At 38.4% G+C, this 25,104-nt stretch carries 24 protein-coding genes and 1 tRNA gene; 13 read left to right on the plus strand and 12 right to left on the minus strand.

The annotated features are described in order from the left end of the window. Positions 1–21: 21 nt before the first annotated feature. Positions 22–98: transfer RNA gene (locus KO525_RS06115), tRNA-Val, on the minus strand. Positions 99–317: 219 nt separating this feature from the next. On the opposite strand from KO525_RS06115, the gene KO525_RS06120 reads away from it, so the two are divergent. Further along, entirely contained in the window at positions 318–944 is a 627-nt protein-coding gene (locus KO525_RS06120; RefSeq protein WP_215962903.1) for a riboflavin synthase subunit alpha, read from the plus strand. A gap of 45 nt (positions 945–989) precedes the next feature. Here KO525_RS06120 and KO525_RS06125 read toward each other — a convergent pair whose 3' ends face one another. Both KO525_RS06125 and KO525_RS06130 read right to left on the minus strand, forming a co-directional pair. Next, entirely contained in the window at positions 990–1,190 is a 201-nt protein-coding gene (locus tag KO525_RS06125; protein WP_215962904.1) for a CPXCG motif-containing cysteine-rich protein, read from the minus strand. 17 nt (positions 1,191–1,207) lie between these two features. Further along, positions 1,208–1,951, minus strand: a complete 744-nt coding sequence (locus KO525_RS06130; protein ID WP_215962905.1) for a pteridine reductase — start codon at positions 1,949–1,951, stop codon at positions 1,208–1,210. 240 nt (positions 1,952–2,191) lie between these two features. On the opposite strand from KO525_RS06130, the gene thrS reads away from it, so the two are divergent. From thrS to rplT, 4 genes are all read left to right on the plus strand, one after another. Next, the gene (thrS, locus tag KO525_RS06135; RefSeq protein WP_215962906.1) at positions 2,192–4,102 is read left to right on the plus strand and encodes a threonine--tRNA ligase; all 1,911 of its coding nucleotides are present in this window, start codon (positions 2,192–2,194) and stop codon (positions 4,100–4,102) included. Between the two features lie 67 nt (positions 4,103–4,169). Next, on the plus strand, positions 4,170–4,730 hold the full coding sequence (gene infC / locus KO525_RS06140; RefSeq protein ID WP_215962907.1) for a translation initiation factor IF-3: 561 nt from the start codon (positions 4,170–4,172) through the stop codon (positions 4,728–4,730). A 107-nt stretch (positions 4,731–4,837) separates the two neighbouring features. Continuing rightward, positions 4,838–5,035, plus strand: coding sequence for a 50S ribosomal protein L35 (gene rpmI, locus KO525_RS06145; RefSeq protein ID WP_215962908.1), 198 nt, complete (start codon positions 4,838–4,840; stop codon positions 5,033–5,035). A 16-nt stretch (positions 5,036–5,051) separates the two neighbouring features. Beyond that, positions 5,052–5,411: a 50S ribosomal protein L20 gene (gene rplT, locus KO525_RS06150; protein ID WP_215962909.1), complete on the plus strand. Its 360-nt coding sequence runs from the start codon at positions 5,052–5,054 to the stop codon at positions 5,409–5,411. A gap of 124 nt (positions 5,412–5,535) precedes the next feature. Here rplT and KO525_RS06155 read toward each other — a convergent pair whose 3' ends face one another. Continuing rightward, the gene (locus KO525_RS06155) at positions 5,536–6,393 is read right to left on the minus strand and encodes a MaoC/PaaZ C-terminal domain-containing protein (protein ID WP_215962910.1); all 858 of its coding nucleotides are present in this window, start codon (positions 6,391–6,393) and stop codon (positions 5,536–5,538) included. A 216-nt stretch (positions 6,394–6,609) separates the two neighbouring features. Here KO525_RS06155 and KO525_RS06160 point away from each other — a divergent pair, with 216 nt between their 5' ends. Together KO525_RS06160 and KO525_RS06165 are read left to right on the plus strand one after the other, a co-directional pair. Continuing rightward, complete coding sequence (locus KO525_RS06160) at positions 6,610–7,239, plus strand: MBL fold metallo-hydrolase (protein WP_215962911.1); 630 nt, start codon at positions 6,610–6,612, stop codon at positions 7,237–7,239. A 391-nt stretch (positions 7,240–7,630) separates the two neighbouring features. Then, positions 7,631–8,794 (plus strand): N(5)-(carboxyethyl)ornithine synthase, encoded by a 1,164-nt coding sequence (locus tag KO525_RS06165; RefSeq protein ID WP_215962912.1) that lies wholly within the window; start codon positions 7,631–7,633, stop codon positions 8,792–8,794. 96 nt (positions 8,795–8,890) lie between these two features. Here the strand turns inward: KO525_RS06165 and fur are convergent, their stop codons facing one another. From fur to KO525_RS06185, 4 genes are all read right to left on the minus strand, one after another. Beyond that, the gene (gene fur / locus KO525_RS06170; protein ID WP_215962913.1) at positions 8,891–9,331 is read right to left on the minus strand and encodes a ferric iron uptake transcriptional regulator; all 441 of its coding nucleotides are present in this window, start codon (positions 9,329–9,331) and stop codon (positions 8,891–8,893) included. 103 nt (positions 9,332–9,434) lie between these two features. Continuing rightward, positions 9,435–10,853, minus strand: coding sequence for a 30S ribosomal protein S12 methylthiotransferase RimO (gene rimO / locus KO525_RS06175; protein WP_215962914.1), 1,419 nt, complete (start codon positions 10,851–10,853; stop codon positions 9,435–9,437). A gap of 133 nt (positions 10,854–10,986) precedes the next feature. Further along, the gene (locus tag KO525_RS06180; protein ID WP_215962915.1) at positions 10,987–13,314 is read right to left on the minus strand and encodes a response regulator; all 2,328 of its coding nucleotides are present in this window, start codon (positions 13,312–13,314) and stop codon (positions 10,987–10,989) included. 1 nt (position 13,315) lies between these two features. Further along, positions 13,316–14,323, minus strand: coding sequence for a cytochrome-c peroxidase (locus KO525_RS06185; RefSeq protein ID WP_215962916.1), 1,008 nt, complete (start codon positions 14,321–14,323; stop codon positions 13,316–13,318). Positions 14,324–14,452: 129 nt separating this feature from the next. Here KO525_RS06185 and KO525_RS06190 point away from each other — a divergent pair, with 129 nt between their 5' ends. The 4 genes from KO525_RS06190 (at position 14,453) to KO525_RS06205 (ending at position 20,406) form a co-directional block, all read left to right on the plus strand. Continuing rightward, positions 14,453–15,088, plus strand: a complete 636-nt coding sequence (locus KO525_RS06190) for a TetR/AcrR family transcriptional regulator (protein ID WP_215962917.1) — start codon at positions 14,453–14,455, stop codon at positions 15,086–15,088. Then, on the plus strand, positions 15,081–16,454 hold the full coding sequence (locus tag KO525_RS06195) for a DASS family sodium-coupled anion symporter (protein ID WP_215962918.1): 1,374 nt from the start codon (positions 15,081–15,083) through the stop codon (positions 16,452–16,454). Before KO525_RS06190 ends, KO525_RS06195 begins: the two co-directional genes overlap by 8 nt. 72 nt (positions 16,455–16,526) lie before the next feature. Beyond that, positions 16,527–18,416, plus strand: a complete 1,890-nt coding sequence (locus tag KO525_RS06200) for an AMP-binding protein (RefSeq protein ID WP_215962919.1) — start codon at positions 16,527–16,529, stop codon at positions 18,414–18,416. 346 nt (positions 18,417–18,762) lie between these two features. Continuing rightward, positions 18,763–20,406, plus strand: a complete 1,644-nt coding sequence (locus KO525_RS06205; RefSeq protein WP_215962920.1) for a SulP family inorganic anion transporter — start codon at positions 18,763–18,765, stop codon at positions 20,404–20,406. A 64-nt stretch (positions 20,407–20,470) separates the two neighbouring features. Here KO525_RS06205 and fldA read toward each other — a convergent pair whose 3' ends face one another. From fldA to KO525_RS06225, 4 genes are all read right to left on the minus strand, one after another. Then, on the minus strand, positions 20,471–20,995 hold the full coding sequence (gene fldA / locus KO525_RS06210; protein ID WP_215962921.1) for a flavodoxin FldA: 525 nt from the start codon (positions 20,993–20,995) through the stop codon (positions 20,471–20,473). A 13-nt stretch (positions 20,996–21,008) separates the two neighbouring features. After that, a complete protein-coding gene (gene ybfE, locus KO525_RS06215) occupies positions 21,009–21,284 on the minus strand; it encodes a LexA regulated protein (RefSeq protein WP_215962922.1) in 276 nt (91 codons plus the stop codon). Beyond that, positions 21,284–21,505, minus strand: coding sequence for a DUF2788 domain-containing protein (locus KO525_RS06220; RefSeq protein ID WP_215962923.1), 222 nt, complete (start codon positions 21,503–21,505; stop codon positions 21,284–21,286). The genes ybfE and KO525_RS06220 overlap by 1 nt, the downstream gene beginning before the upstream one ends. Positions 21,506–21,608: 103 nt before the next feature. Further along, entirely contained in the window at positions 21,609–22,364 is a 756-nt protein-coding gene (locus KO525_RS06225; RefSeq protein ID WP_215962924.1) for an alpha/beta fold hydrolase, read from the minus strand. Positions 22,365–22,694: 330 nt separating this feature from the next. Here KO525_RS06225 and KO525_RS06230 point away from each other — a divergent pair, with 330 nt between their 5' ends. Together KO525_RS06230 and pgm are read left to right on the plus strand one after the other, a co-directional pair. After that, positions 22,695–23,336, plus strand: coding sequence for a replication initiation regulator SeqA (locus tag KO525_RS06230; protein WP_215962925.1), 642 nt, complete (start codon positions 22,695–22,697; stop codon positions 23,334–23,336). Positions 23,337–23,356: 20 nt separating this feature from the next. Further along, positions 23,357–25,009, plus strand: coding sequence for a phosphoglucomutase (alpha-D-glucose-1,6-bisphosphate-dependent) (gene pgm / locus KO525_RS06235; protein ID WP_215962926.1), 1,653 nt, complete (start codon positions 23,357–23,359; stop codon positions 25,007–25,009). Positions 25,010–25,104 lie beyond the last annotated feature (95 nt).

Here is a 25,104-nt window from a genome sequence, read left to right on the forward strand (position 1 = left end):
AAAACAAATACTTAGAAGAATTGGTACGACCGAGTGGATTCGAACCACCGACCCCCACCATGTCAAGGTGATGCTCTAACCAGCTGAGCTACGGTCGTACATTTTTAAATAGTTTGTCGTTAAGACGGGCGCTATGTTAAGTAGGCGCCTATAAAAAAGCAAGACGTTTTTTTAAAATGCCGTTTGTTTGCGGATTTTATAATCAGACAACGATTCTAATTCAGTAATTTGGTCTATTTTACACCCTTAACCTGATCTCAAATTAGATATTTTGGTATAGTCCTGCCATTATCTTTTTATTTAGATTAGCGACTTATATGTTTACAGGAATAGTTCAAACCAAAGGCACCGTAATTTCATTTGTTGGTAATGACAAATTTAGGACATTAACTTTGTCTGTAGCCAGTGAGCACCTGCAACGTTTAAATATTGGTGCAAGTATTGCGATAAATGGTGTCTGTTTAACGGTAACTAAATTTGCAAGCGATTTAGGTGAGAGAAATGGCCACGTGCAATTTGATATTATCGATGAAACATTAGACAAAACAAATTTAGGCAAATTGCAGAAGGGCGAAAAGGTTAACTTAGAACGCAGTGTTACATTTGGCACTGAACTCGGCGGTCATATTGTGTCGGGTCATATTCACGATTCTGTTTTAGTCGTTAGTGTTGAACAAAACAAAGACAACTGCTCAATCCAACTGCAAGTCGATCCAAATTGGATGAAGTTTATTTTATATAAAGGTTTTGTCTCGATAAATGGTTGCAGTTTAACCGTTGGTGAAGTCAAACCTGATGGTTTCTCTCTACACTTAATACCTGAAACATTGCAGGCTACTAATTTAGGCACTGTTAAAATGGGCGACCGTTTAAACCTAGAAGTTGATCAACAAACGTATTCTATCGTGCAAACAGTAGAACGTTATTTAGCAAATAATAAATAACGATAACTAGGTTTGCCACAGTGATTAAAAGCCGTAGGGCGACGACTAATAAATTTGTTCGTCGTCCGCATCAAGTTTCAATTCAATTTTTTGATGAACGTTATCTAAGTGCATGTCTATATGGATTGCATTGCAGCAAGCGGCACAATCTTCATAGTAGTTCTGGTCACCATTTGATGCATCAAACGTAAAGTGCACGTGGTGTCCACAATGTGGGCATAAAATTGTTTTTTCAAAGGTATCCATAGTTCACCTCTATTTAGTTATGCTTTGGCGCCTCCATTGACACTTCTCCCTCCGTCTACGGCCAAAATTTGTCCTGTTACATAATGTGCTCTAGCTAAATACAATATTGCTTCTGCAATATCATCGGGACTTCCAAGTCGGTTGAGTGCTATTTCATTTAATACTGTGACCTTATCTTCTTCAGCAAGTTCATTTTCGTGCCACAATATTGCACCCGGTGCGATGCCATTCACTCTAATATTAGGTGCTAATTCACGAGAAAGCGACTTTGTTAACATCGCTAAACCGGCTTTTGCCATGCAATAAATTGGGTAGCCTAAAAGGGGCCTGTCAGCATGGATATCTACCATATTGATTACACAACCTTTATTCGTTTCTAATTGCTGTTGAAGCGACTTAATCAAGAAGAATGGGGCCTTTAAATTAGTTGTCATTAAATCGTCCCACTGTTCGAAACTGGCGTTTTCGACATCAGTTGGATAAAACGTACTGGCATTATTAATAAGTAGATCTAGTCGGCCGTAATAATTAACAGCTTGTTGTGCAATGGTATCGAGTTGGTTTAGTTCCAATAGATCAGCGATGAGTAAGTGTGCTGAATTACTGCGTTTTTGATTTAACTGTTCAACAAGTTTCTCAGCATCTTTTACCGACTTATGACAGTGAATGATCACATTATAACCGGCGTTGTGGAGATGACACGCGGTCGTTTTACCAATACGTTTAGCCGCGCCGGTGATTAAAGCAACAGGAAATGTCATAGATTAAAAAGCCTTTCGTTGTTAATTTTAGCGATTTTGTCTTAGTGGTACCAATAGTACGGAAAAACTAGCCAATATCATACGGCTAACCCTTGCGAATTTGCACTAGATAAAATACCATTCGTCGTTCTTAGGCGCAGCTTTGAATAGGTAGTATCTGTTCTTGCGCTTTCAAATTAAAACACATTTTATTGTATATGCGACGTTTCGTATGCGCCGCCACTGTACTAAGGAAATTTCATGCCTGTAATTACTCTCCCTGATGGAAGCCAACGTGTCTTCGAAAATGCCGTTTCAGTAATGGACGTTGCCAATGACATCGGTCCTGGATTAGCTAAAGCAACAATAGCGGGTGCTATAGACGGTGTTCGCATCGATGCTTGTGACTTAATAGAAGCTGACGCTAATTTACAAATTATCACCGCACGCGATGATGATGGACTCGAAATTATTCGTCACTCATGTGCTCACCTTTTAGGACACGCGATTAAGCAAATGTTCCCAGATGTTAAAATGGCCATAGGTCCAACCATCGAAAATGGTTTCTACTACGACCTAGATTTAGAAAAATCGTTAACTCAGGAAGACATTGATGCGCTTGAAAAACGCATGTTGCAACTTGCTAAGACCAACTACGATGTTGTGAAGAAAACAGTATCGTGGCAAGAAGCGCGTGATACGTTTGAAGCGCGTGGTGAACCTTACAAGCTTGAAATTTTAGATCAAAATATAGAACGTGACGATCGTCCAGGTTTATACCATCACGAAGAATATGTTGATATGTGTCGTGGTCCTCACGTTCCTAATATGAAGTTCTGTCAGCACTTTAAATTAATGAAAGTTGCCGGGGCTTATTGGCGTGGTAATTCTGACAACAAAATGTTGCAACGTGTATACGGCACAGCATGGGGCGACAAAAAGCAACTTAAAGCGTATTTAAAACGTCTTGAAGAAGCTGAAAAACGAGACCATCGTAAAATTGGTAAAGCCCTCGATCTATTCCATTGGCAAGAAGAAGCGCCAGGAATGGTATTTTGGCATAATGACGGTTACGCGATTTATACTGAATTGGAAAAGTTCATTCGCAACAAACTAGTTGAATACAACTACGACGAAGTTAAGGGCCCATTAATGATGGACCGTTCGTTGTGGGAAAAATCAGGTCACTGGGACAAATACGCTGAAAACATGTTCACAACAAGTTCTGAACACCGTGAATACGCGATTAAACCAATGAACTGTCCAGGTCACGTACAAATATTTAACCAAGGGCTTAAATCTTACCGTGATTTACCACTGCGTATGGCTGAGTTTGGCTGTTGTCACCGTAATGAACCGTCAGGTGCTTTACACGGATTAATGCGTGTACGTGGATTTACCCAAGATGACGCGCATATATTCTGTACTGAAGAGCAAATTCAAAAAGAAGTCAGCAGTTGTATCGAAATGGTTTTTGATACTTACAAAACATTTGGTTTTGAAAATATTAGTATCAAACTGTCAACGCGACCTGAACAACGTGTTGGTACAGATGAAAGCTGGGACAAAGCAGAAAAAGCGTTAGAAGACGCTTTGAAAGTAAATGAACTGGATTTTGATTTCCAACCAGGAGAAGGCGCGTTTTACGGCCCTAAAATTGAATTTACCTTACATGACTGTTTAGGTCGTGCTTGGCAATGTGGCACAATCCAAGTTGATTTCTCAATGCCTGGTCGTTTAGGTGCAACTTATGTTGCAGAAGACAACGAAAGACGAACGCCTGTTATGATCCACAGAGCGATTTTGGGTTCTCTTGAGCGCTTTATTGGAATTTTAATTGAAGAATATGCAGGCTTGTTGCCAACTTGGTTAGCACCAAAACAAGTCGTCGTAATGAATATTACCGACTCACAAGCCGAATATGTGCAAGAAATCACCGAAAAATTGAAACTAAATGGAATTAGAGTCATTTCGGACTTGAGAAATGAGAAGATAGGCTTTAAAATCCGCGAGCACACATTAAAACGTATTCCTTATATGTTAGTTGTGGGCGAGAAGGAAAAAGAATCTGGTCAAGTTGCCGTTCGTACTCGAAAAGGTGAAGACTTAGGTTCGATTGATTTAGTCGATTTTGTCGGCTTAATTAAAGAAACGATTAGCAATCATAAATAATCGGTTCTAAAATTTGATGAACGGAGCTTAAAAATGAGAAATAGCTTCGTTCTTTTATATTAATTTCGTGGAGGATTTTGCCATTAGAGCGCAAAACAAACGAGGCCAAAAGGTCGCGGCAAACAGGTTAAACGATGAGATCACTGCTCAAGAAGTAAGATTAGTCGGGGTTGAAGGCGAGCCACTAGGTGTAGTTACTATTAGTGAAGCGTTAGGTACAGCGACTGAAGCTGGAATGGATTTGGTTGAAATTAGCCCAAATGCAGAGCCACCTGTTTGTAAGGTAATGGACTACGGCAAATTTTTATATGAAAAGAGCAAAGCTCAGAAAGAGCAGCGCAAAAAGCAAAAACAGATCCAGGTTAAGGAAATCAAATTCCGTCCTGGGACTGACGAAGGCGACTACCAGGTAAAACTACGCAACCTGCGTCGCTTCATTGAAGCTGGGGACAAGGCGAAAGTCACGATCCGCTTCCGTGGTCGAGAGATGGCTCATCAAGATATCGGTATTGCACTTTTAAATCGCGTGAAAAAAGATTTAGAAGAAATAACCAATGTTGAATCTTTTCCTTCAAGAGCTGAAGGACGACAGATGATCATGGTACTCGCGCCTGTTAAGACCAACTAGGTCGTTAACATAGCAAGTAATTAGGGCCTTTAAAAAGTAGCTCGATTAATTTATTAGTCGTCTCGCCTTATTACTATTATTAAACTTAACAATGCGGAGTTCAGGCTATGCCTAAAATGAAAACTCACAGTGGAGCGGCTAAACGCTTCAAAAAAACTGCTTCTGGCGGTTACAAACGTAAACAGTCTCACTTACGTCACATTTTGACTAAAAAGAGCTCTAAGCGTAAACGTCATCTACGTAGCAAACTTATGGTTTCAGCGGTTGATAAACCGTTAATCGATCGTATGTTAGCTGGCGCTTAAGAGAGGAGACTGAAAAATGGCAAGAGTAAAACGTGGTGTACAAGCTCGCAAGAGTCACAAAAAAGTACTAAAGGCAGCTAAAGGTTATTACGGCGCACGTTCACGTGTTTATCGTGTAGCGTTCCAAGCAGTAACTAAAGCTGGTCAATACGCTTACCGCGACCGTCGTCAGAAAAAACGTGTTTTCCGCCAATTGTGGATTGCTCGTATTAACGCTGCAGCGCGTCAAAACGGTTTATCTTATAGCAAATTCATGAACGGCTTGAAAAAGGCGTCTATTGAAGTTGACCGTAAGATCCTAGCTGACATAGCAGTGCACGACCAAGCTACATTTGCAGCATTAGTTGTTAAAGCGAACGAAGCTTTAGCGGCATAATAGCAAACAGTTTGTAGAAAAAAGGAAGCTTATGCTTCCTTTTTTTATGCCCGAATTTGAGTAACTGCGACGACAACATACATCGAAAAAAGTACATGCACGTGCTCGTACTTATATAGTTAAGCTATTTTGACTCGGTTTGTTGGGTAACTAAATCTTCTATTTCTATTTTTAAAAAACGTTCCGTCTGATCTTTACCAAATAGGCCATATTCATTGGTATCCGTATAATTTTTCAAAAATATCTGATTTGGCAAAAAGCACGGGCGATTAAACTGCACTTTTATTGAAGATACTTTTTCGGTTCGACTTTTTAAGATGTGTTTTAAACTAAAGTGCAAATTGAACATACCGTGAATTAACGCACGTTTTAGCCCAAACTGTTTAGCTAACGCAGGGTGAAGATGGATAGGGTTAAAATCCTTCGACATCCACGCATAATACCAGGCTGTTTTTATTGACAATACCGTCGACGCCAAGGTTTTGCTAAGTGACTTAGTTTGCTTTTTTTCTGGTGCAGAGCGGCTAGGGCGATAAGATGGATCTTTGTCTAACATTCTATTGGAATTGATTATCGTTATTTCACCGTTTTGAAATAACTTAGTCACGACCAAATAATTAAGGCCTTTTTCATCTTTAGTGACATCTTTAATTGACACTTCTATATCAGTCGGCAATAACCAATTATGCGGAGTAGCAATATTAAAGTCTGAATTTAAATGGATGAGCCCCATCAAATTTGAGGTGATATTTGATTGCGCTAAACATTGCAAAACTAATTTGAACGTTGCAACAAATGCAAAACTCGGAAGCTCATTTGGATGAGCGAAACCTTTAGTGAATTTTTCTAACTGAGCCCGTCGACAATAAAAATTATTGACGCGAATACTAAATGGCCGGAAATCTTCCGTCGGGTCTTTTTTCCGAGACATTGCTTTATAAATTATTTTGGCAATCGAAAATTCTTTTTGAAGCTTAGACATAACAACACTCTTAATGTCAGTTGAAACCAGTTTATAGCTATCAATGTATTCAATTTGAATTCACCTTACCAGTGTTATTTCTATTAAATTTTAGTTCGTCCAGATCCAACTCTAGGCTGTTTTTAACTGCTGGTTCAGGTAGAATTCAATTAATTCCATTGCCCATTCTTTTAAATGGTTTTCCAACTAAATTAAGTCCCAACTAGGTTTGTTTAAATGAAAGTCGAAATTATTCCAGTAACGCCGTTCCAACAAAATTGCAGCATTATTATTTGCAGTGAAACAAATAGAGCGGCAATTGTCGATCCTGGTGGCGAAGTAGAACGTTTAGTCGATCGAATAGACGCTCTGGGCGTAACGCTTGAAAAGATCCTAATTACTCATGCCCACATTGACCATGCCGGCGGCACCAAAGATCTCGCAGATAAATTAGACTTGCCTATTGAAGGCCCTCAACAAGAAGACATATTTTGGATAGATCGCTTAAGTGACCAATCTCGTATGTTTCAGTTTCCTGAGGCAAAACCTTTTGTTCCCACTCGTTGGTTAGAACACGATGACACAGTAACTGTCGGGAACTTAACCTTTGATGTAAAACATTGTCCAGGCCATACACCTGGTCATGTCGTTTTTATAAATCACGAGAACAAATTAGCATGGGTTGGAGATGTATTATTTAAAGGCAGTATGGGAAGAACCGACTTTCCAAGAGGTGATCATCAAACATTAATTGACTCAATACATTCAAGTTTAATGACGCTTCCAGATGATTATCAATTTATCTCAGGACACGGTGATATTTCAACAATTGGTCATGAAAGACAAACAAACCCTTATATTAGATAACAAAAACCAGTGACATTTTTCATGCGTTAAATTTTTTGTCTGCCCCTAAGTTAGAGCTACGCATTGGTTAACTTAGGTGGCTGTTTTATCGCACTTTTATACATTCAAATTATAAACCTCAAAAGCAGGTAAATTCTGCCTTCGGATACGTGTTATAGTTATATCTTGTGTCACATCTCGATAGGTTATTTGACACGTCTTGATCAAAGCAAAATACAGCTGTTCATTTCTACAACTAATGTTCGTACGCTGCTCTAATACTCTTTCCTTAAATCATTTTTAAATCGTTACTTAAAATATTTATACGTAATACCCAAATAATAATTGCGGCACACTAAATATCGTTATCAGACGTCTCACCTATTAAATATTTAATAAAAGGAAAGACAAATTGAATAACTTAATTGTAGGAGTCATTGGAACTTCTAAAAAACAAGATGAAAAACGTTTCCCTATTCATCCTGAACACTTAACAAGAATACCCGAATCTTTTCGCCGCCAGTTAGTTTTTGAAACAGGTTATGGGATTGAATTTGGAATGAGTGATGAAGAAATAGCGGCAATGACTGGTGGAATAGCAACACGTTCTGAAATTCTAAAAGAGATAGGGACGGTTATTATCGCTAAACCTGTTCTTGAAGATTTACTTGAGCTAAAAGAAGGCGGTACTTTATGGGGTTATGCACATTGTGTGCAACAGCAAGATATTACGCAGGCGGCCATTGATAGAAAACTAACAATAATTGCTTTTGAAGATATGTTTGTTTGGTCGGCAACTGGACAGATAGGGCGACATACATTTTATAAAAATAATGAAATGGCAGGCTATTGCGCCGTGATCCATGCTTTACAACTCAAAGGCATAGATGGCCATTATGGTAACCAACGGAAGACTATTATCTTTGGTTTTGGTGCAGTTAGTCGCGGCGCTATTTATGCTTTAAAAGCCCATGGATTTAGAGACATTACTATCTGTATTCAACGAGTTGAGGATGAAGTTCGAGAAGAAGTCTTAGATTGTAATTATGTCCGAGTCAAAAATGGCAAAGAAGGCGAAGACAGAATGATGGTTTTTGAACATGACGGTACCTCTAGACCACTATCTGAATTGATAAGCGAAGCGGATATTATTGTAAATGGCACTTTTCAAAATACCCTAAAGCCGACCAACTTTGTAATTGAATCAGAACAAGAATGTCTGAAGCACAATAGTCTAATCATTGACGTGAGTTGTGATGAAGGCATGGGCTTCTTTTTTGCCAAACCAACCACTTTTAAAAACCCGATGTTTAGGTATAACCAAACAGACTATTACGCTGTTGATCATACACCGAGTTATCTTTGGGAAAGTGCAACTCGTTCAATCTCCGCAGCACTAATTGTTTACATACCAGTCATGTTAAAAGGGCGGGACAGTTGGTTTAAAAACGATACGATTAATCGTGCCATTAACATAGATAACGGTAAGATAAATAATTCAGCGATTTTTACGTTCCAAAAAAGAGTCCAAGACTACCCACATTCTTTAGTAGGAGAAGGCGAAATGAATGTTTAGCCTTTAACGTGATAGAAATTTAATAGACGTTAAAACATGAGATACAAAAAAAGCAGCTAATTGCTGCTTTTTAATATTAAACACTAAAAATGAACGTTAGTTGTTATTTTTATAGTCTTCACATGCTTCTGTATCGTTACATTCGCCGTATAGATATAAACTGTGGTGAGTCAACTTCACATTGTAGCGTTTAGAAACCATCAATTGACGCTCTTCAATTACGTCGTCTTCAAATTCGATGACCTTGCCGCATTTTAAACAAACAAGATGATCGTGATGATGTTTATCGCTGAGTTCAAATACGGACTTACCACCTTCAAAATGATGGCGAGTAACGATACCTGCGTCGTCAAATTGATTTAACACTCGGTAAATTGTTGCTAGACCAATCTCTTCGTCTTGATCTAACATTAATTTGTACAAGTCTTCTGCACTGATATGTTCATCAGGAATAGACTTTAAGATCTCAAGGACCTTAAGTCGTGGCGACGTGACCTTAAGTCCCGCCTTTTTTAGTTGAATGTCGTTTTCACTCATTAGTCACTTTTTCTTATTTTAGTTTGTGTATGATTATAGGCATACAAAAAATATAATTAAACCCAGTATTTAGTGGGGGATTATAAAGTCCCAACAAAGCGCGTTATACTGGTGTTCCCCAAAGATCATATTCGTCACTGTGTTCAATCTGAACATCAATCATATCACCCGCTTCAACATTAAATACGCCATTGAGATAAACCATACCATCAATTTCAGGAGCGTCTGCAGTTGTACGTCCAATTGCGCCTTCTTCATCAACTTCATCGACAAGCACTTTCATCGTGCTGCCAATGCGAGCTTTCAGTTTATTTGTACTTATTAATTGTTGTTTCTCCATGAAACGCGCATAGCGTTCTTCTTTTACATCTTCGCTCACATGGTCGGCTAAATCGTTTGCGACCGCACCTTCAACTTCGCTGTATTTAAAACAACCTACACGGTCGAGTTGAGCGTCTTCTAACCAATCCAACAACAATTGGAAATCTTCTTCGGTTTCACCCGGGAAACCCACAATAAACGTTGAGCGGATAACAATTTCAGGACAAATTTCACGCCACTTTTTGATGCGCTCAAGAACTCGTTCTGCTTGTCCCGGACGTTTCATTGCTTTTAATATTTTAGGAGACGCATGTTGAAAAGGAATATCTAAGTATGGCAATAATTTACCTTCCGTCATCAACGGAATGACTTTATCAACTGATGGATATGGGTAAACATAGTGCAAGCGAACCCATAACCCTAATTCACCTAACTTTTCACATAACGTTTTCATGTCAGTTTTTACTGGCATGCCGTTCCAAAAATCCATTTTATATTTGACATCAACACCATAGGCGCTTGTATCTTGCGAGATAACTAAGAGTTCTTTTACACCCGCTGCTTTTAACCGCTCCGCTTCAGATAAAACTTCACCAATTGGGCGACTAACTAGATCACCACGCATAGAGGGGATAATACAGAAGGTACATTTGTGATTGCAGCCTTCCGATATTTTTAAATAGGCGAAATGTTTAGGCGTAAGTTTAACGCCATGATCTGGGATTAAGTTTTCAAAAGGGTTATGTTCAGGTTTTGGTAAATGCTCATGAACTTGATTTAACACTTCTTCATAGGCATGTGGGCCTGTTACGGCAAGCACATTTGGATGTATTTCTCGAATTTCATCACTTTTAACACCTAAACAACCTGTAACGATAACACGGCCATTTTCTTTAAGTGCTTCTCCAATTGTATCGAGAGATTCCTGTACTGCGTCATCGATAAATCCGCAGGTATTAACGATGACTAAATCTGAATCATTGTATGTATTAACAACTTCGTAACCTTCTGTACGTAATTGAGTCAGAATGCGTTCTGAGTCAACCAAGTTTTTAGGGCAACCTAAGCTTATAAAACCAATTCGAGCTGCACCAAGGTTTATTTGCTGACCTTCTTTGGCGCTATTTGACTGTTGTTCTAAGACTTTTTTGGGTGTCTCTAAAGTCGTAGTTTGTGTCGGGTCAAATTTGTTTACGGTCATATTGGGCCTTATTTTGTGGTTCTATATTCGAAGTATGAATTGCGTTGCGTATAATACAGGATTTTAAACTCAAAAGGTACTTACAGAACCCTTAGAAACGTTTAAATTTAACAAAGATAAGTAGCCCTAAATATTACTCAACGTCATCGTATAATTGGTAATATTTACTTAACAAAATTTGTATTTTATCAAGTTCGTAGGGCTTTCCTAAATGCGCGTTCATACCAATTTTCTGATAATAAATGACTTCTTCTTCGGTGACATTTGCTGTTAATGCAACAATGATTAGTTCATCAAATTCGTACGTTTGTCTTAATACTTTGGTTGTTTCTATCCCGTCCATTACAGGCATTTGAACATCCATCAATACCACTCGGTAGGCATATTTTTCTATCGCCTCTAACGCTTCTTTGCCGTTTTCTGCTAAATCAACTGTTAAACCAAGGCTTTGTAGAAGATTCATTGCAACAATTTGATTTATTTTATTATCTTCAACTAGCAATATTTTTTGAATTAATTTAGATACCGTCGTTTGATTGTTAGGTACTTCCTTGACTAACTGGTTAGATTTTCCAATAAAGTCTAATTCGCTATGGTTTTTTTCTTTTGCTATTTTTAATATCTGATACAAACTTTCCATTGTTACGGGCTTAGGCAGAAATAGGCCGGTAAATGCTACGTTTGCGTGGTTTTCTATGTACTCTTTACTGTATGCACTACATATGACCAATAAATCAGGTCGATTTGCATGGTTTTCCATTGCGACAATAAAGTCGAGACCAGATTCTCCTTTTAAATTCCAATCTACTAGCGCAAGGTCATAATGATTCTTTTCTACTAAAGTTAAGGCTTCTGAAATTGTTGTGGCGATGTCAACGTCAACTTTAAAATGATTGGCCATTTTGCTTATAACAATTTGAGTCACTTCATAATCTTCAATAAGTAACATTTGTAAGCCGGGTAAGCTATCGGGTTCAATTTTTGATTTTAATTCGATAAGCGGTAACGCTACATTAAATTTCGAACCCGAACCCAATTCGCTTTCTACCCAAATTCGACCTCCCATTAACTCAACCAATAATTTTGCGATTGCTAATCCAAGACCAGTGCCGCCATATTTTCTAGTCGTTGAATGGTCTGCTTGAGAAAATCGTTTAAATAGCCTCAGTTGTTGTTCAGTGGATAGACCGATACCCGTATCTTCTATTTGGTAACAGATCCAGTCTTTACCATCGTATTGAGCCAAATTAACGTGCAAAATGACGTGTCCATGTTCAGTAAATTTCACTGCATTGCTCATCAAATTAAGTAAAATTTGGTTAACTCTAACTGGGTCTCCGGTAATGGTTTTTGGTACATCTGGCGAAATATCAAAAATAAGTTCTATTGCTTTATCCTCGGCAACACGACCTAACATAATGTTAAGACTGTCAAACAGTTTTATATGATCAAAAGTAATGTTTTCGATACTGAGCTGGCCAGATTCTATTTTAGAAAAGTCTAAAATGTCGTTAATGATAGTGAGTAGGGCATTTGCAGAAAAGTCGACTTTCTCTAAGTAGGCGCGTTGCTGAGGCGTCAACGTTGTTTTAAGTGTTAACTCAATGAGTCCAATAATCCCAGTCATAGGTGTTCGTATTTCATGGGACATATTGGCGAGAAACTGGCTCTTGATTTCTACGGCATGTTCTAATGATTCGGACGTCTGCCGTAATTTCATCTGTTGACGTTTTAACACGATTATAAGCAAAAGCAATAGGCACAAAATACTGGCTGAAGTTGCAGTAATCAACGTTCGTTGTGACCGTGTAATATTAAGATATTCGGTTTCTACAGCTTTGTTAACATTACTAATAATAGGAAGGTTTATTAAGTGTTGCCGTTGCGTTGCTGACTGTTGGTAATTTTCCAAAACAAATAGACTATGCAGTCTAAATAAATTCCAATGGTTCAATTCTGATAGCGTCAACTGTGTTGAATCAAATGAATTTAATCGTGTCATTATTGCTTGTTGCAGTCGGCTCGTTGGGTTATTTAGAAAGTTAAAAACATCTATTTTTCCCTGCTGTATCACGCTGTTTGTAACCACAAATGCACTAGTTTCATAACCACTAATTAGTCGTAGTGACGTTTTAAACATTGTGACTAATTGAATGTATTTAGATGTACCTGATGAATAATTTCGAATGAGCGTTTGCAGTTGAGTCTTATTTTCTAAGTCTTTGGCAGCTTGTTCAATTTGCGAATCTAACTGGGCAAATCTATCATAGTGGACCTGGTCACTAAAATTGACGTTCAATAATTGAATTTGATGTTTTGGTAATAACATTTCTAATGTTTTTAACTTTTCCAAGTTCACATATAAATGTTGACTATCTAGATATGCTTGACTTCCATTGTTTGCAAAATATGCCAGTAAAGACAAACAAAGAGCTTCAGGTAGATATTTAAATATACTCATATTAATCAACCTCTACCCGAGGCCCACTAAACGAATAAAGTAATGCGACAATGTCTTCAATTTCTGTCGATGTTAACTCCCGTCCTAACTGTGATCTTGCCATTATCTTTACGGCTTCATCCAATGTTGCGATTTCACCATTGTGAAAATAGGGCGCTGTTTCAGCAACATTCCGCAGAGAAGGTACTTTAAAAACATGATTGTCATTAGGGTCATTGGTAATAGCATAACGTCCAGGGTCAGTTTTAAGCCCAAGTGGAACGTGTTGCAAACGCCCAAATTTTTGAAAAATGTTGCCACCTATATTAATACCTTGATGACACGTTGTGCAGCCGTAAGATTTAAACAAGTGTAAACCTCTTTGTTGCTGTATCGTTAATGCGTTGCTATCACCCAAAATAAACCGATCAATTGCTGAACCTGGGGTAATTAAAGACTCTTCGAATGTGGCGATCACCTGCGTTATATTTTTTTGCGTAATACCGTCTTCAAACAACTCTGAGAATTGACTTGCAAAATACGCATCATTTTTAAGCTTTGTAATAATTTCTGGCCAGGTAGTGCCCATCTCTATAGGGTTGTGAATAGGGCCAAGCATTTGCTCCTCTAACGTGTTTGCACGACCATCCCAAAATTGCTTAAAGTTAAATACGGCGTTCAATACGGTGGGTGAATTTCTAGAACCTTTTCGATTTTTTATGCCCGTCGATACTGGAAAACCATCATCACCACCATAATCAATTAGGTGACAGGATGCACATGAAACCGTATTGTCTTTAGATAACAACGGACTATGAAATACGGCTTTACCTAAACTTACCCATTCTTTGTTAATTTCAATGATGGTCGGAATTGGCTGTATTGCACCGTAAACTTTCTGAAAATTATATCGGGTCTGCGTAAATTCCTCTTTAAGTTTCAAATGTTCACCGTCAAATAATTTTAATAACGGGACAATTAAACACACTAAAACAGCACAAATTAATGCTACGTAATATTTTTTGTCCATTCGGTTAATTCCATTCGTATTTAAACGCTTAGTAAAAGCTTAGTAGATAAATAACATAACAACTTAATTTTGATAGAATTCATATTTCGTTCTATTCTAAACGCCTGTTTAAAACAAAAGTATTACTCCATGAATTCAACCAAAATTAAAATTTTAAATGCGGCAGAATATTTGTTTGCTACACACGGATATGCAGAAACATCCATGCGACAAATAACGAATCGAGCAAATGTAAATTTGGCATCGGTTAACTATCATTTTGGTTCAAAAAAAGCGTTAACCATTGAAGTTATCGATAGGTATCTATCTCAATTGATGCCAGATATTATTGCAAATCTAAAACAACTTCAAAACAAAAAAGAAGAACCAAGTATAAGCGCGATATTTTCCATTTTTAAACAACCATTATTAACCTTAAATTCAATAAATGATGGTGGAACTGTCTACTTTCTTAAGTTACTTGGTCGCGGTTATATTGATTCACAAGGCCATTTGCGAGGCTTTATTACCCACAAATATCAAACCGAGTTACGATTCATCCGTCAGGCATTTCATCAAAGTTGCCCACAATTGTCTGAAGAAGAATTATTTTGGCATTTACATTTTGCGTTAGGCACAACATCATTCACTTTGTCGGCATCTGATGCGCTGACAGATATTGTAAAAGCCGATTTTAATACAGAGCTTTACCTTGATGACATCTTAGATCGAATGGTGCCTTATATTTCGGCCGGTTTTATACGTCAAGGAAATTTAAATGTTTGACCCTAAACAAAGCCTTACCTGGATAGCACCTATCGTCGCAGTATTTACAGGTGTCATATGTTTTTATTTAGGGTTATCACAGGACATTGCAATTACCATTGGATTAACAGTGTGGGTTGGCACTTGGTGGATATTTGAATGTGTACCCATCCCATTTACTTCTCTATTACCTTTTGTTGTATTGCCTACCTTTAACATTATTGATTATAAACAAGCTTCGTCGTCGTTTGGCAATCACGTCATTATTTTATTACTTGGTGCATTTTTACTCGCAAAGGGTTTAGAAAGCTCGCAGGTGCATAAGCGGATAGCATTTAAAATTATTAACGTTATCGGTGGTACTAGTGCATTTCGTATTGTTTTTGCATTTATGTGTGCCAGTGCTTTTTTATCTATGTGGATGTCTAATACAGCGACTGTATTGGCATTAATGCCAGTTGCCGCAGCGGTATGTGCTGGCAGTTCTAATAAAGTATTTTCGGTAGCACTGCTACTTGGGTTAGCTTACTCAGCTTCTATTGGAGGAGTAGGGACACTAATTGGTACACCACCAAATGTTATTTTTGCATCTGTTTATGAACAATATGCCGGTATGGAATTTAACTTTGTTGATTGGATGGCAATTGGTGTACCCATTGTCGTTGTAATGATCCCACTAGTGGCATTGTGGTTAACACACAAAATTAAACTCGACCACAAAATTGAGTTGCCCCAAATGGGACAATGGAGTTTGGCTGAAAAACGGGCTTTAGCAATTTTTTCTGTTGTTGTTTGCCTCTGGGTTTTCAGAAAAACACCGTTTGGCGGTTGGACAGCTTGGAGCGGAATAGAAGGTGTTGGCGATGTTACCATTGCTATGTTTGGGGCGATCATAATGGCCATTGTTAAAGGCGATAATGACAGGCCAATACTCACTTGGGAGACGGCTAAAACTATCCCATGGGACATGTTAATACTGTTCAGTGGTGGTATTTGTTTAGCAAAAGGATTTAGTGCATCTGGCCTGAGCGAGCTTATCGGTAATTCGCTTTCTAGCGCATTAGAAATGCAAATATTTTTAGTAATGATTGTCCTTTGTTTAACTTTATCTTTTTTAACAGAGGTCACTTCTAATACTGCCACCGCGACGTTATTTATGCCAATACTAGCAAGTGTCGCTTTCGAAAAAGGGATCCCTATCGAATACATAATGATCCCAGCAGTTATTTCATGCAGCTTTGCATTTTGTTTACCTGTTGCGACTGCGCCAAATTCTGTCGTATTTGCAACAGGGCAAGTCACTGTAAAAGATATGGCAAAACAAGGTGTCCCGCTTAATATAATGGGCGCTTTCGTTATTTCTGCACTCTGTTATTTGATTTTATAGCCTAAGGTCTAATACCTTAATGTGTGTTTATTCTCTAGGTTAGTAGTGATAAAACTAGTCTGGAGAATAAACATGACCTATTTTACATCCTATCAAGCTGCTAAACATGACCCTGAAGGCTTTTGGGCTGAAGAGTCTAAAACTATCGAATGGTTTAAAAATCCAGATTCGATTTTAAGTAAAGACAGCAATGGCTTTTATCGGTGGTTTGATGGTGGTGAACTAAATACGTCTTACCTCGCACTGGATTGCCAAGTAAAACTCGGTCTTGGCGATAATGCGGCAATCATTTACGACTCGCCAGTAACTAATACCAAATTGACGATAACCTACAATGAATTACTAGAGCGTGTATCAAAATTTGCTAGTGTATTGGCGGCTCAAAATGTGCAAAAAGGCGATCGTGTATTAATCTATATGCCTATGATCCCTGAAGCTTTAATCGCAATGTTGGCAACTGCGCGCCTCGGAGCTATTCACTCAGTTGTATTTGGTGGGTTTGCAGCACATGAACTGGCCATTAGAATTGATGATGCGGAACCAAAAGTCATTGTTACTGCGAGTTGCGGTATCGAAATAGACAAAGTAATTCCATACAAACCGATTGTAGACAAAGCCATCGCCAGTTCGGATCCCCAGATTAAACCAAATGCTTGTATTGTTTACCAACGTTCTCAACTGTTTGCCAAATTAGACCAAGAAATTGATATAAACTGGATGGATGAAGAGCAACTTGCACCTTTACATCCTCCCGTTCCTGTTAAGGCTACCGATCCGCTTTATATTTTGTATACGTCTGGTACCACAGGCAAGCCCAAAGGTGTTGTGCGGGATAATGGTGGCCACGCCATTGCAATGAAATACAGTATGAAAACTGTCTACGGTGCTTCACAGGGTGATGTGTTTTGGGCCGCATCAGATGTTGGCTGGGTTGTCGGGCATTCGTATATTTTATATGGCCCGCTTATGTCTGGTTGCACTACGTTATTGTATGAAGGTAAGCCCATAAAAACACCGGATGCAGGCACTTTCTGGCGCGTGTGTGCTGAACATAAAGTAAATATTTTGTTTACTGCGCCAACCGCATTTAGAGCGATTCGAAAAGAAGACCCTAAAGCGAGTCTTTTAAAAGAATATGATCTTTCAAATCTAAAACGCCTCTATTTAGCAGGGGAACGGCTAGACCCCTCCACTTATCTATGGTTAAAAGAAGCTACCCATAAGCCCGTTATCGATCATTGGTGGCAAACTGAAACCGGATGGCCTATCGCTGGCATACCTGTAGGTTTAGAACAACTCGAAGAAAAGCTTGGCTCCGCTGGTTTACCAATCCCAGGGTTTCAAGTCGAGATCCTTAATCAAGACGGCCATCAATGCAAAGCCGGAAAAATGGGTACCATTGCGATTAAATTACCATTACCACCTGGGTGTTTACCGACTATCTGGAAAAACAATGACAGGTTTAAAGCCGGTTACCTAAATAGCTTTGATGGGTATTATGTGACTGGTGATGGGGGATATGTCGATGACAACGGCTATTTATTTGTTATGGGCAGAACTGATGACGTAATAAATGTTGCAGGTCATAGACTGTCTACCGGTGAAATGGAAGATGTTATTTCAGGCCATACTGCTGTAGCAGAGTGCGCTGTAATGGGAATACATTGTGATATTAAGGGGCAAGTACCTTATGCATTGGTTGTCTTAAAAAATGGGATTGAATACCTAAATACATACGATAAGGAAATTAAGTCATTAATAAGGGAACAAATTGGCGCAATTGCATCGTTAAAAGAAGTGGCTGTTGCAAAACGTTTACCAAAAACACGTTCAGGTAAAGTCCTGAGAAAATTAATGAAGCAAATGATTGATGGTGAAGACATTCAAATACCATCTACTATCGATGATGTTTCTGTTATTTCAGAGTTAAAGAGTATATTTTCTCAACGATTACCAATTTAACCAAAAATAATATCGGTACAGCCATTCACTCGCGGTTTTTAAAGGATTTTTTTATCCATTAACAAACCGCGACGCTGTTACTACTGCCAAATTTTAATGTTTCGGTTTTCAAATATTTGTTTACCCTCTGTTAACAAGTGTTGAACAGCAGGGTATTTAATCTTTCGCTTTGGTAATACTTACATAAGTCGCAATCGCCTGAAAATACTGCCACTGAAGATAGTAAAGCCAATCCTAAAGGTCATAGAAATAATATGTATAAGGAAGTTATTTTATATCACAGCCTTTAAAAATGATTTTTGATAAAATTGTAAGCTAAGCACATATTTCTATCGGAGATCCCTTTATGTCAGAGAGTCGTTTTAAACATATAGATCTAAAAGGTGATGTTTTTGGCGGTGTAACCACCGCCGTTATTTCTTTACCGCTAGCACTTGCATTTGGTGTTGCCTCGGGAGCTGGTGCAGAGGCTGGTTTGTGGGGGGCTATTTTAGTTGGTTTATTTGCCGCACTGTTTGGCGGTTCTACCACTTTAATATCTGAACCGACCGGACCAATGACAGTCATCATGACCGCAGTACTTACAACGATGATGGCTAAATATCCTGAAACTGGGATAGCAATGTCATTTACTGTTGTCATGATGGCCGGGGCATTTCAAATTTTACTGGGGACTTTAAAACTCGGAAAATATGTCACGTTAATGCCATACAGTGTCATATCAGGCTTTATGTCTGGGATTGGTATTATTCTCATTATTTTGCAGTTATCTCCGCTCGTTGGCCATCCTGCACCTGCCGGTGGTGTCATAGGAACATTAAGTGCACTGCCAGAACTTTTAAGCAATTTAAAACTTAGTGAAGTTTTTCTAGGTCTGATCACATTGGGGGTATTGTTCTATTTTCCTAAAAAATATCGAAAATTTGTACCTGCACAACTCGTTGCATTGATCTTTGTCACACTCGTTTCAGTCATCATCTTCGACACCGATAGTGTACGTAGGATTGGCGAAATACCATCAGGGCTACCTTCTATCGTCATACCTCATTTTAATGCTGAAATGTTAACAATTATGGTTATTGATGCGTTAGTTTTAGGTACTTTAGGTTGCATTGATACTCTACTAACAGCGGTAATCGGAGATTCATTAACTCGTAAAGAACATGACTCAGACAAAGAATTACGGGGTCAGGGCTTAGCAAATATGATCTCAGGCTTATTTGGCGCACTGCCTGGTGCAGGCGCTACAATGGGAACTGTCACCAATATTCAAGTTGGCGCTCGTTCTCCGTTATCAGGCATTATACGTGCTGGAACCCTAGCTTTGGTCGTTTTAGTTGCTGGCGGATTAACCGAACCCATTCCGATGGCCGTTCTCGCTGGCATTGCGGTTTATGTTGGGTTAAATATTTTAGATTGGAGTTTTATTCAACGAGCCCATAAAGTTAGTAAACAAGGCATGTTTATTATGTATGGCGTTATGCTCCTTACGGTTTTTGTAGATCTAATTGCTGCAGTCGGTTTAGGGGTATTTATTTCAAATATCATTGTTATTGAAAAATTAAGTAAAGAACAAGCTCGTAAAATTAAAGCAATTAGCGACGCCGACGATAATGACGTGCCTCTGACAAATCGTGAACGGGAACTATTAGAACAAGCGAACGGCAAGGTATTGTTTTTTTATCTCTCTGGGCCAATGATTTTTAGTGTCTCTAAAGCGATTTCAAAACAGCATGCAAGTATTTCAGACTATCAAGTCATGATCTTAGATTTAACAGACGTACCTATGATAGATGTAACCGTTGGTTTAGCGTTAGAGAACGCTATTAAGGATGCGGTAGATGCCAACTGTGAAATTTTGTTATTGTGTGACGATGTAAATACGAGACAACAATTAGAAAAATTTAAGATAATGGATTTAATAAAACAAGATGCGCTTTGCGAAAGCAGAGAAATCTCGTTGAATAGGGCACTTGAGTACATAAAATAAGTTTTTTAGCGTCAGACATAAAAAAAGGACGGCTTACCGTCCTTTTTAATGCGCTATCTAAATATTATTTTAGTTCATCTAAACACATTTCTTCGTTTATCTGTGCACACCATTGTTTAATTCGTTGCTCGGTTAGTTCTGGTTGACGGTCTTCGTCTATACCTAAACCAACAAAATGGTTGTCATCTTGTAACCCTTTAGAAGCAACAAAATCATATCCTTCAGTAGGCCACAAGCCCATTAAAATACCGCCTTTAGCATCAACAATATCTCGTACCATACCCATGGCGTCTAAGAAATATTCAGCATAATCTTCTTGGTCGCCACAGCCAAATACAGCATATAACTTACCATCAAAATCTATTTGCTCTAATTCAGGAAAAAAATCATCCCAGTCACATTGTGCTTCGCCGTAATACCAAGTAGGGATCCCGAATAACAACAAATCGTATTCTGCAATTTCTTCTTTTGTACTTTTTGCGATGTCATGAACGTCAACTAGCCCTTTACCAAGTTCTTTTTGGATAAGTTTTGCTACATGTTCAGTATTACCAGTGTCGCTACCGAAATAAATGCCTACGCTTGCCATTTAAAATAACCTTCTATAAATTTTTTAATGATTCGTTTATCAAGTCAGCTAAAAATTCGCCGCGACTTAACCCTCGTTCTAGGGCCAATTCAGACGCTTTATCATAAGTTTCTTTATGAAGCTTAATTTCGACTCTTTTTAAACCCGCTTGTCTATCTCTAACAAGCTGATTTTTCTTATTAATTCTTAGTTGTTGCTCTCGACTATATGGAGACGATTTAGGTCGCCCCCGTTGCTTTTCAGTCTCAAACAAGTCAATGGTTGTACGATCAATTGTTACTTTAGCCATTAAGAAAGTCCGTTTGATTCCCAAAGAACCTGAACTATGCCTTTAAATACAAAGCCGGCGCATCCCAAAAACAAAACAAGCCAAACAAATACCCGACCAAATTTAGGCACTTCGCCTTTTTTTAGAACATCTTGAATTGCCATACCTATAAAAATGAAAATTCCGATAAAAAACAGATTTAATCCTATCGTTTCGGCAATGGCATACTGTTGCGGTGTCATCGTTTTAACTTACCTAAAATGTTTTTGAAAATTGTATTAAACCCACCGTTTTATTTAATAAACAATAAACGGCGGCGGATTCTATCAAACTACGACACTAATTTCAGCTCTGAACTAAAAATTCTCGACAAATTTTTTCAAAAGCTGCTGGTTTTTCAGCATGCAGCCAATGGCCTGTGCCATGGATCACTTTAGAACGGGTATTTGGGAAGCGAGAGAGTATTGCTGTCTTATGTTCCAACGTGACGTAATTTGACTCACCACCGATAATAAATAGGGTATCTACCGGAGACGTTACATTGGTATTTCGGTCTATAAGATTGTCGTAGTTTTTGGCTAACGCATCTAAGTCAAAAGCCCACGGAGAACTTGCATTAGGTAGAAAACTTTTCAATAAAAAGCCTCGCACGCCAGGTTCTTGAATGTAGCCTTTTAACTTACTATCTGCATCACGTCTATTATTCGTATCAACCGTTACAGATTGCAGGCCATTTATTATTGCATCATGTCGGCGTGTATATTTAACGGGGGCAATGTCCGCTACAATAAGTTTAGTAATTAATTTTGGCTCTTTTAAAGCTACTTCCATTGCAATTTTACCGCCTAAGCTATGCCCTAATAGGCTGACTTTTGACAAGTGTTGTTGCTTTATAAAGGTTATTACCATGTCAGCCATAGATTGCAGATCCAATGGCGTCGGGGTTGAAGATTTGCCATGTGCAGGAGCGTCTATTAAAAACACTTCAAAATGATCAGAGAGACTTTTCCCGACTGTTTTTAAGTTGTCCAAAGTACCAAATAGGCCATGAATAACAATTAATGCCGGGCCGTTACCAAACTTTTCAAAATGAATAGACATGTTTTTCTCTTTATTAATCTTAATTATCTACTCAACGTAGGCTAAATTTTATTTGTTTTAGCGGTATTTAGTCTATCCTAATTATTCAATAAAACTGTAATATCGCGGTAAAGCAGTAGTAATACCATTTAAACACAACAGATATTTTTAATATTGGCGTTGTGACGATTTAGGTTAAAAGCTCTAGTGGGTTTATTGTCTAATAACAAAGGTTTTTATTCAATATCGTCTTTGGTATAAGATGGTTCTTTAAGCTGAGCAGGAATTCTGGTTATAATAGGCTCAACTCAGTGTTTTAATCACAATCCTCCAATGAACTGATCAATATTTATGAAAACTATTCAAATTGAAGATGATTTATACCAATACATAGCGTCGCAAACCCAAGATATTGGTGAAAGCGCGTCTAGCATTTTACGTCGATTGTTAATCGACCAGCAGGCAGAGAAGGCGATGACGCCTAACGTGTTAAAGCCTCTAACAGCAGAGGTACAACAAAATAAAGTCGCAATGTCCTCTGAACCAGACAGTGCCCCGCAATCAGCTTCTACTGTTATAGCTAAATCTGTTGCTGATAATAAAGATATTATTAGCGAAGATGCGACAGAAGAGTTAAAAGAAGACATACAAGTCAACGGTAATGTTTTTGACGTTCTTAATAAAGAAGAAGTCATGACACAAAAAGGTGCGGTAGGCCGTTTCCTATTTATTTTGGCCGCTTTTTATCGTTGTCATAATAAATCATTTAAAAAAGTATTGGACATAAAAGGCCGTGAACGCCATTACTTTGGTGAGACGGCGAAAGAATTAGAAGCCAGTGGCAGTAGTATTAAACCCAAGCAAATTCCAGAAAGTCATTATTGGGTTGTTACAAATAACAATACGCCAAGAAAGAAATTAATAATTACAGAAGTAGCGTCTGCACTTAATTATACACAAGAGCAGGCAGAAGAATTACGTGAACTCATTTAGAATTTTAAAGGAATTGACCTATGGCGTTACATCCAAATGCTGGTAAACCCGCTCAAAAATCGGACTTAATTAATGTCCCTCGAGTGATGTCTGCCTATTATTTAAATGAACCTGATGTTGATAAGTTTCCTGAACAACGCGTAGCGTTTGGAACATCTGGTCATCGTGGCGCGTCTCTAAATACCACGTTTAATGAATCTCATATTTTAGCGATTACACAGGCCATCTGTGACTATCGCAAAGCCAATCATTTTGAAGGCCCACTATTTTTAGGGTTTGACACTCACGCGTTGTCAGAATCGGCATTTTATTCTGCGATAGAAGTGCTTGTAGCTAACGAAGTTGAAACTCATGTTCAGCAAGATTTGGGTTATACACCAACGCCGGTAATTTCGAATCTCATTATAAATTATAATGAAGCTCATCCATCCTTTTTAGCCGACGGCATAATTATTACGCCATCCCATAATCCGCCACAAGATGGTGGTATTAAATATAACCCTCCGCATGGTGGACCGGCAGATAGTAAAGCGACAAAATGGATTGAAGACCGCGCAAATGAATTATTAAGGAACGACTTATACGATGTGCAAATCTTTCCTTATACTAATGCAATGAAAACAGGCTACGTTAAAGAACAAAACTTTATCGAGCAATATGTCGAAGGGCTAGAGCAAGTTATTGACTTTGAAGCAATTCGCAACGCTAAAGTAAAGATTGGTGTTCACCCGTTAGGGGGCTCAGGAATTCACTATTGGCCGGCAATTGCTGAACATTACAATTTAGACATAACTATGGTGTCTGACGTCGTTGATCCAACATTTGAGTTTATGACGCTCGACAAAGACGGCAAAATTAGAATGGATTGTTCGTCTGCATCGGCTATGGCTGGGTTAATCGCACTAAAAGATCAATTTGAAGTTGCGGTTGCAAACGACCCTGACTACGACCGACATGGAATTGTGACAAAAACACATGGATTAATGAATCCAAACCATTACTTGTCAGTTTGTATCGATTATTTAAGCAAGAATAGACCTCAATGGAATTCAACACTTAAGGTCGGTAAAACATTAGTGAGTACGTCTTTAATAGACCGAATTGCTAAAGACAATGATAAAGACGTTGTTGAAGTACCGGTAGGGTTTAAATGGTTTGTAGAAGGACTGGTAAATCATCAACTTATGTTTGGTGGTGAAGAAAGTGCCGGTGCATCGTTTCTAACCAAAGAAGGCAAAGTTTGGTCGACTGACAAGGATGGAATAATCCTTGCGCTACTCGCCGCTGAAATAACAGCCGTAACCGGTTTAAATCCATCTCAGTACTACGAACAATTAACTGAAAAGCTTGGTTCACCTATTTATAAACGTATAGATGCACCAGCAAATCCAGAACAAAAAGCCATTTTAACTAACCTTAAGCCTGAAGACATCACGTCAACAGAGCTAGCGGGTGAACCCATTACTGCAATTTTAACTAATGCCCCCGGAAATGGCGCTGCAATTGGCGGTTTAAAAGTTGTTACGGAAAATGGTTGGTTTGCTGCGCGTCCATCTGGAACTGAAAACATTTATAAAATTTATATGGAAAGTTTCTTAGGTCAGGCGCATTTGGATAAAATTGAAGCGGAAGCTCAAGCAATTGTTTCTTCATCTTTTAATAAAAAGTTATAAGAATGAATAAACACTGGCCAGAAACTTGCTGTGCAAACGTATGTTGCTAAAAAACTTCGCAGACCACCTTGGTCTGCGGGGCTCTAGGATATATT

Origin of the sequence: Psychrosphaera sp. B3R10 (genome assembly GCF_018861025.1) — a bacterium.
GTDB lineage: Bacteria > Pseudomonadota > Gammaproteobacteria > Enterobacterales > Alteromonadaceae > Psychrosphaera > Psychrosphaera algicola.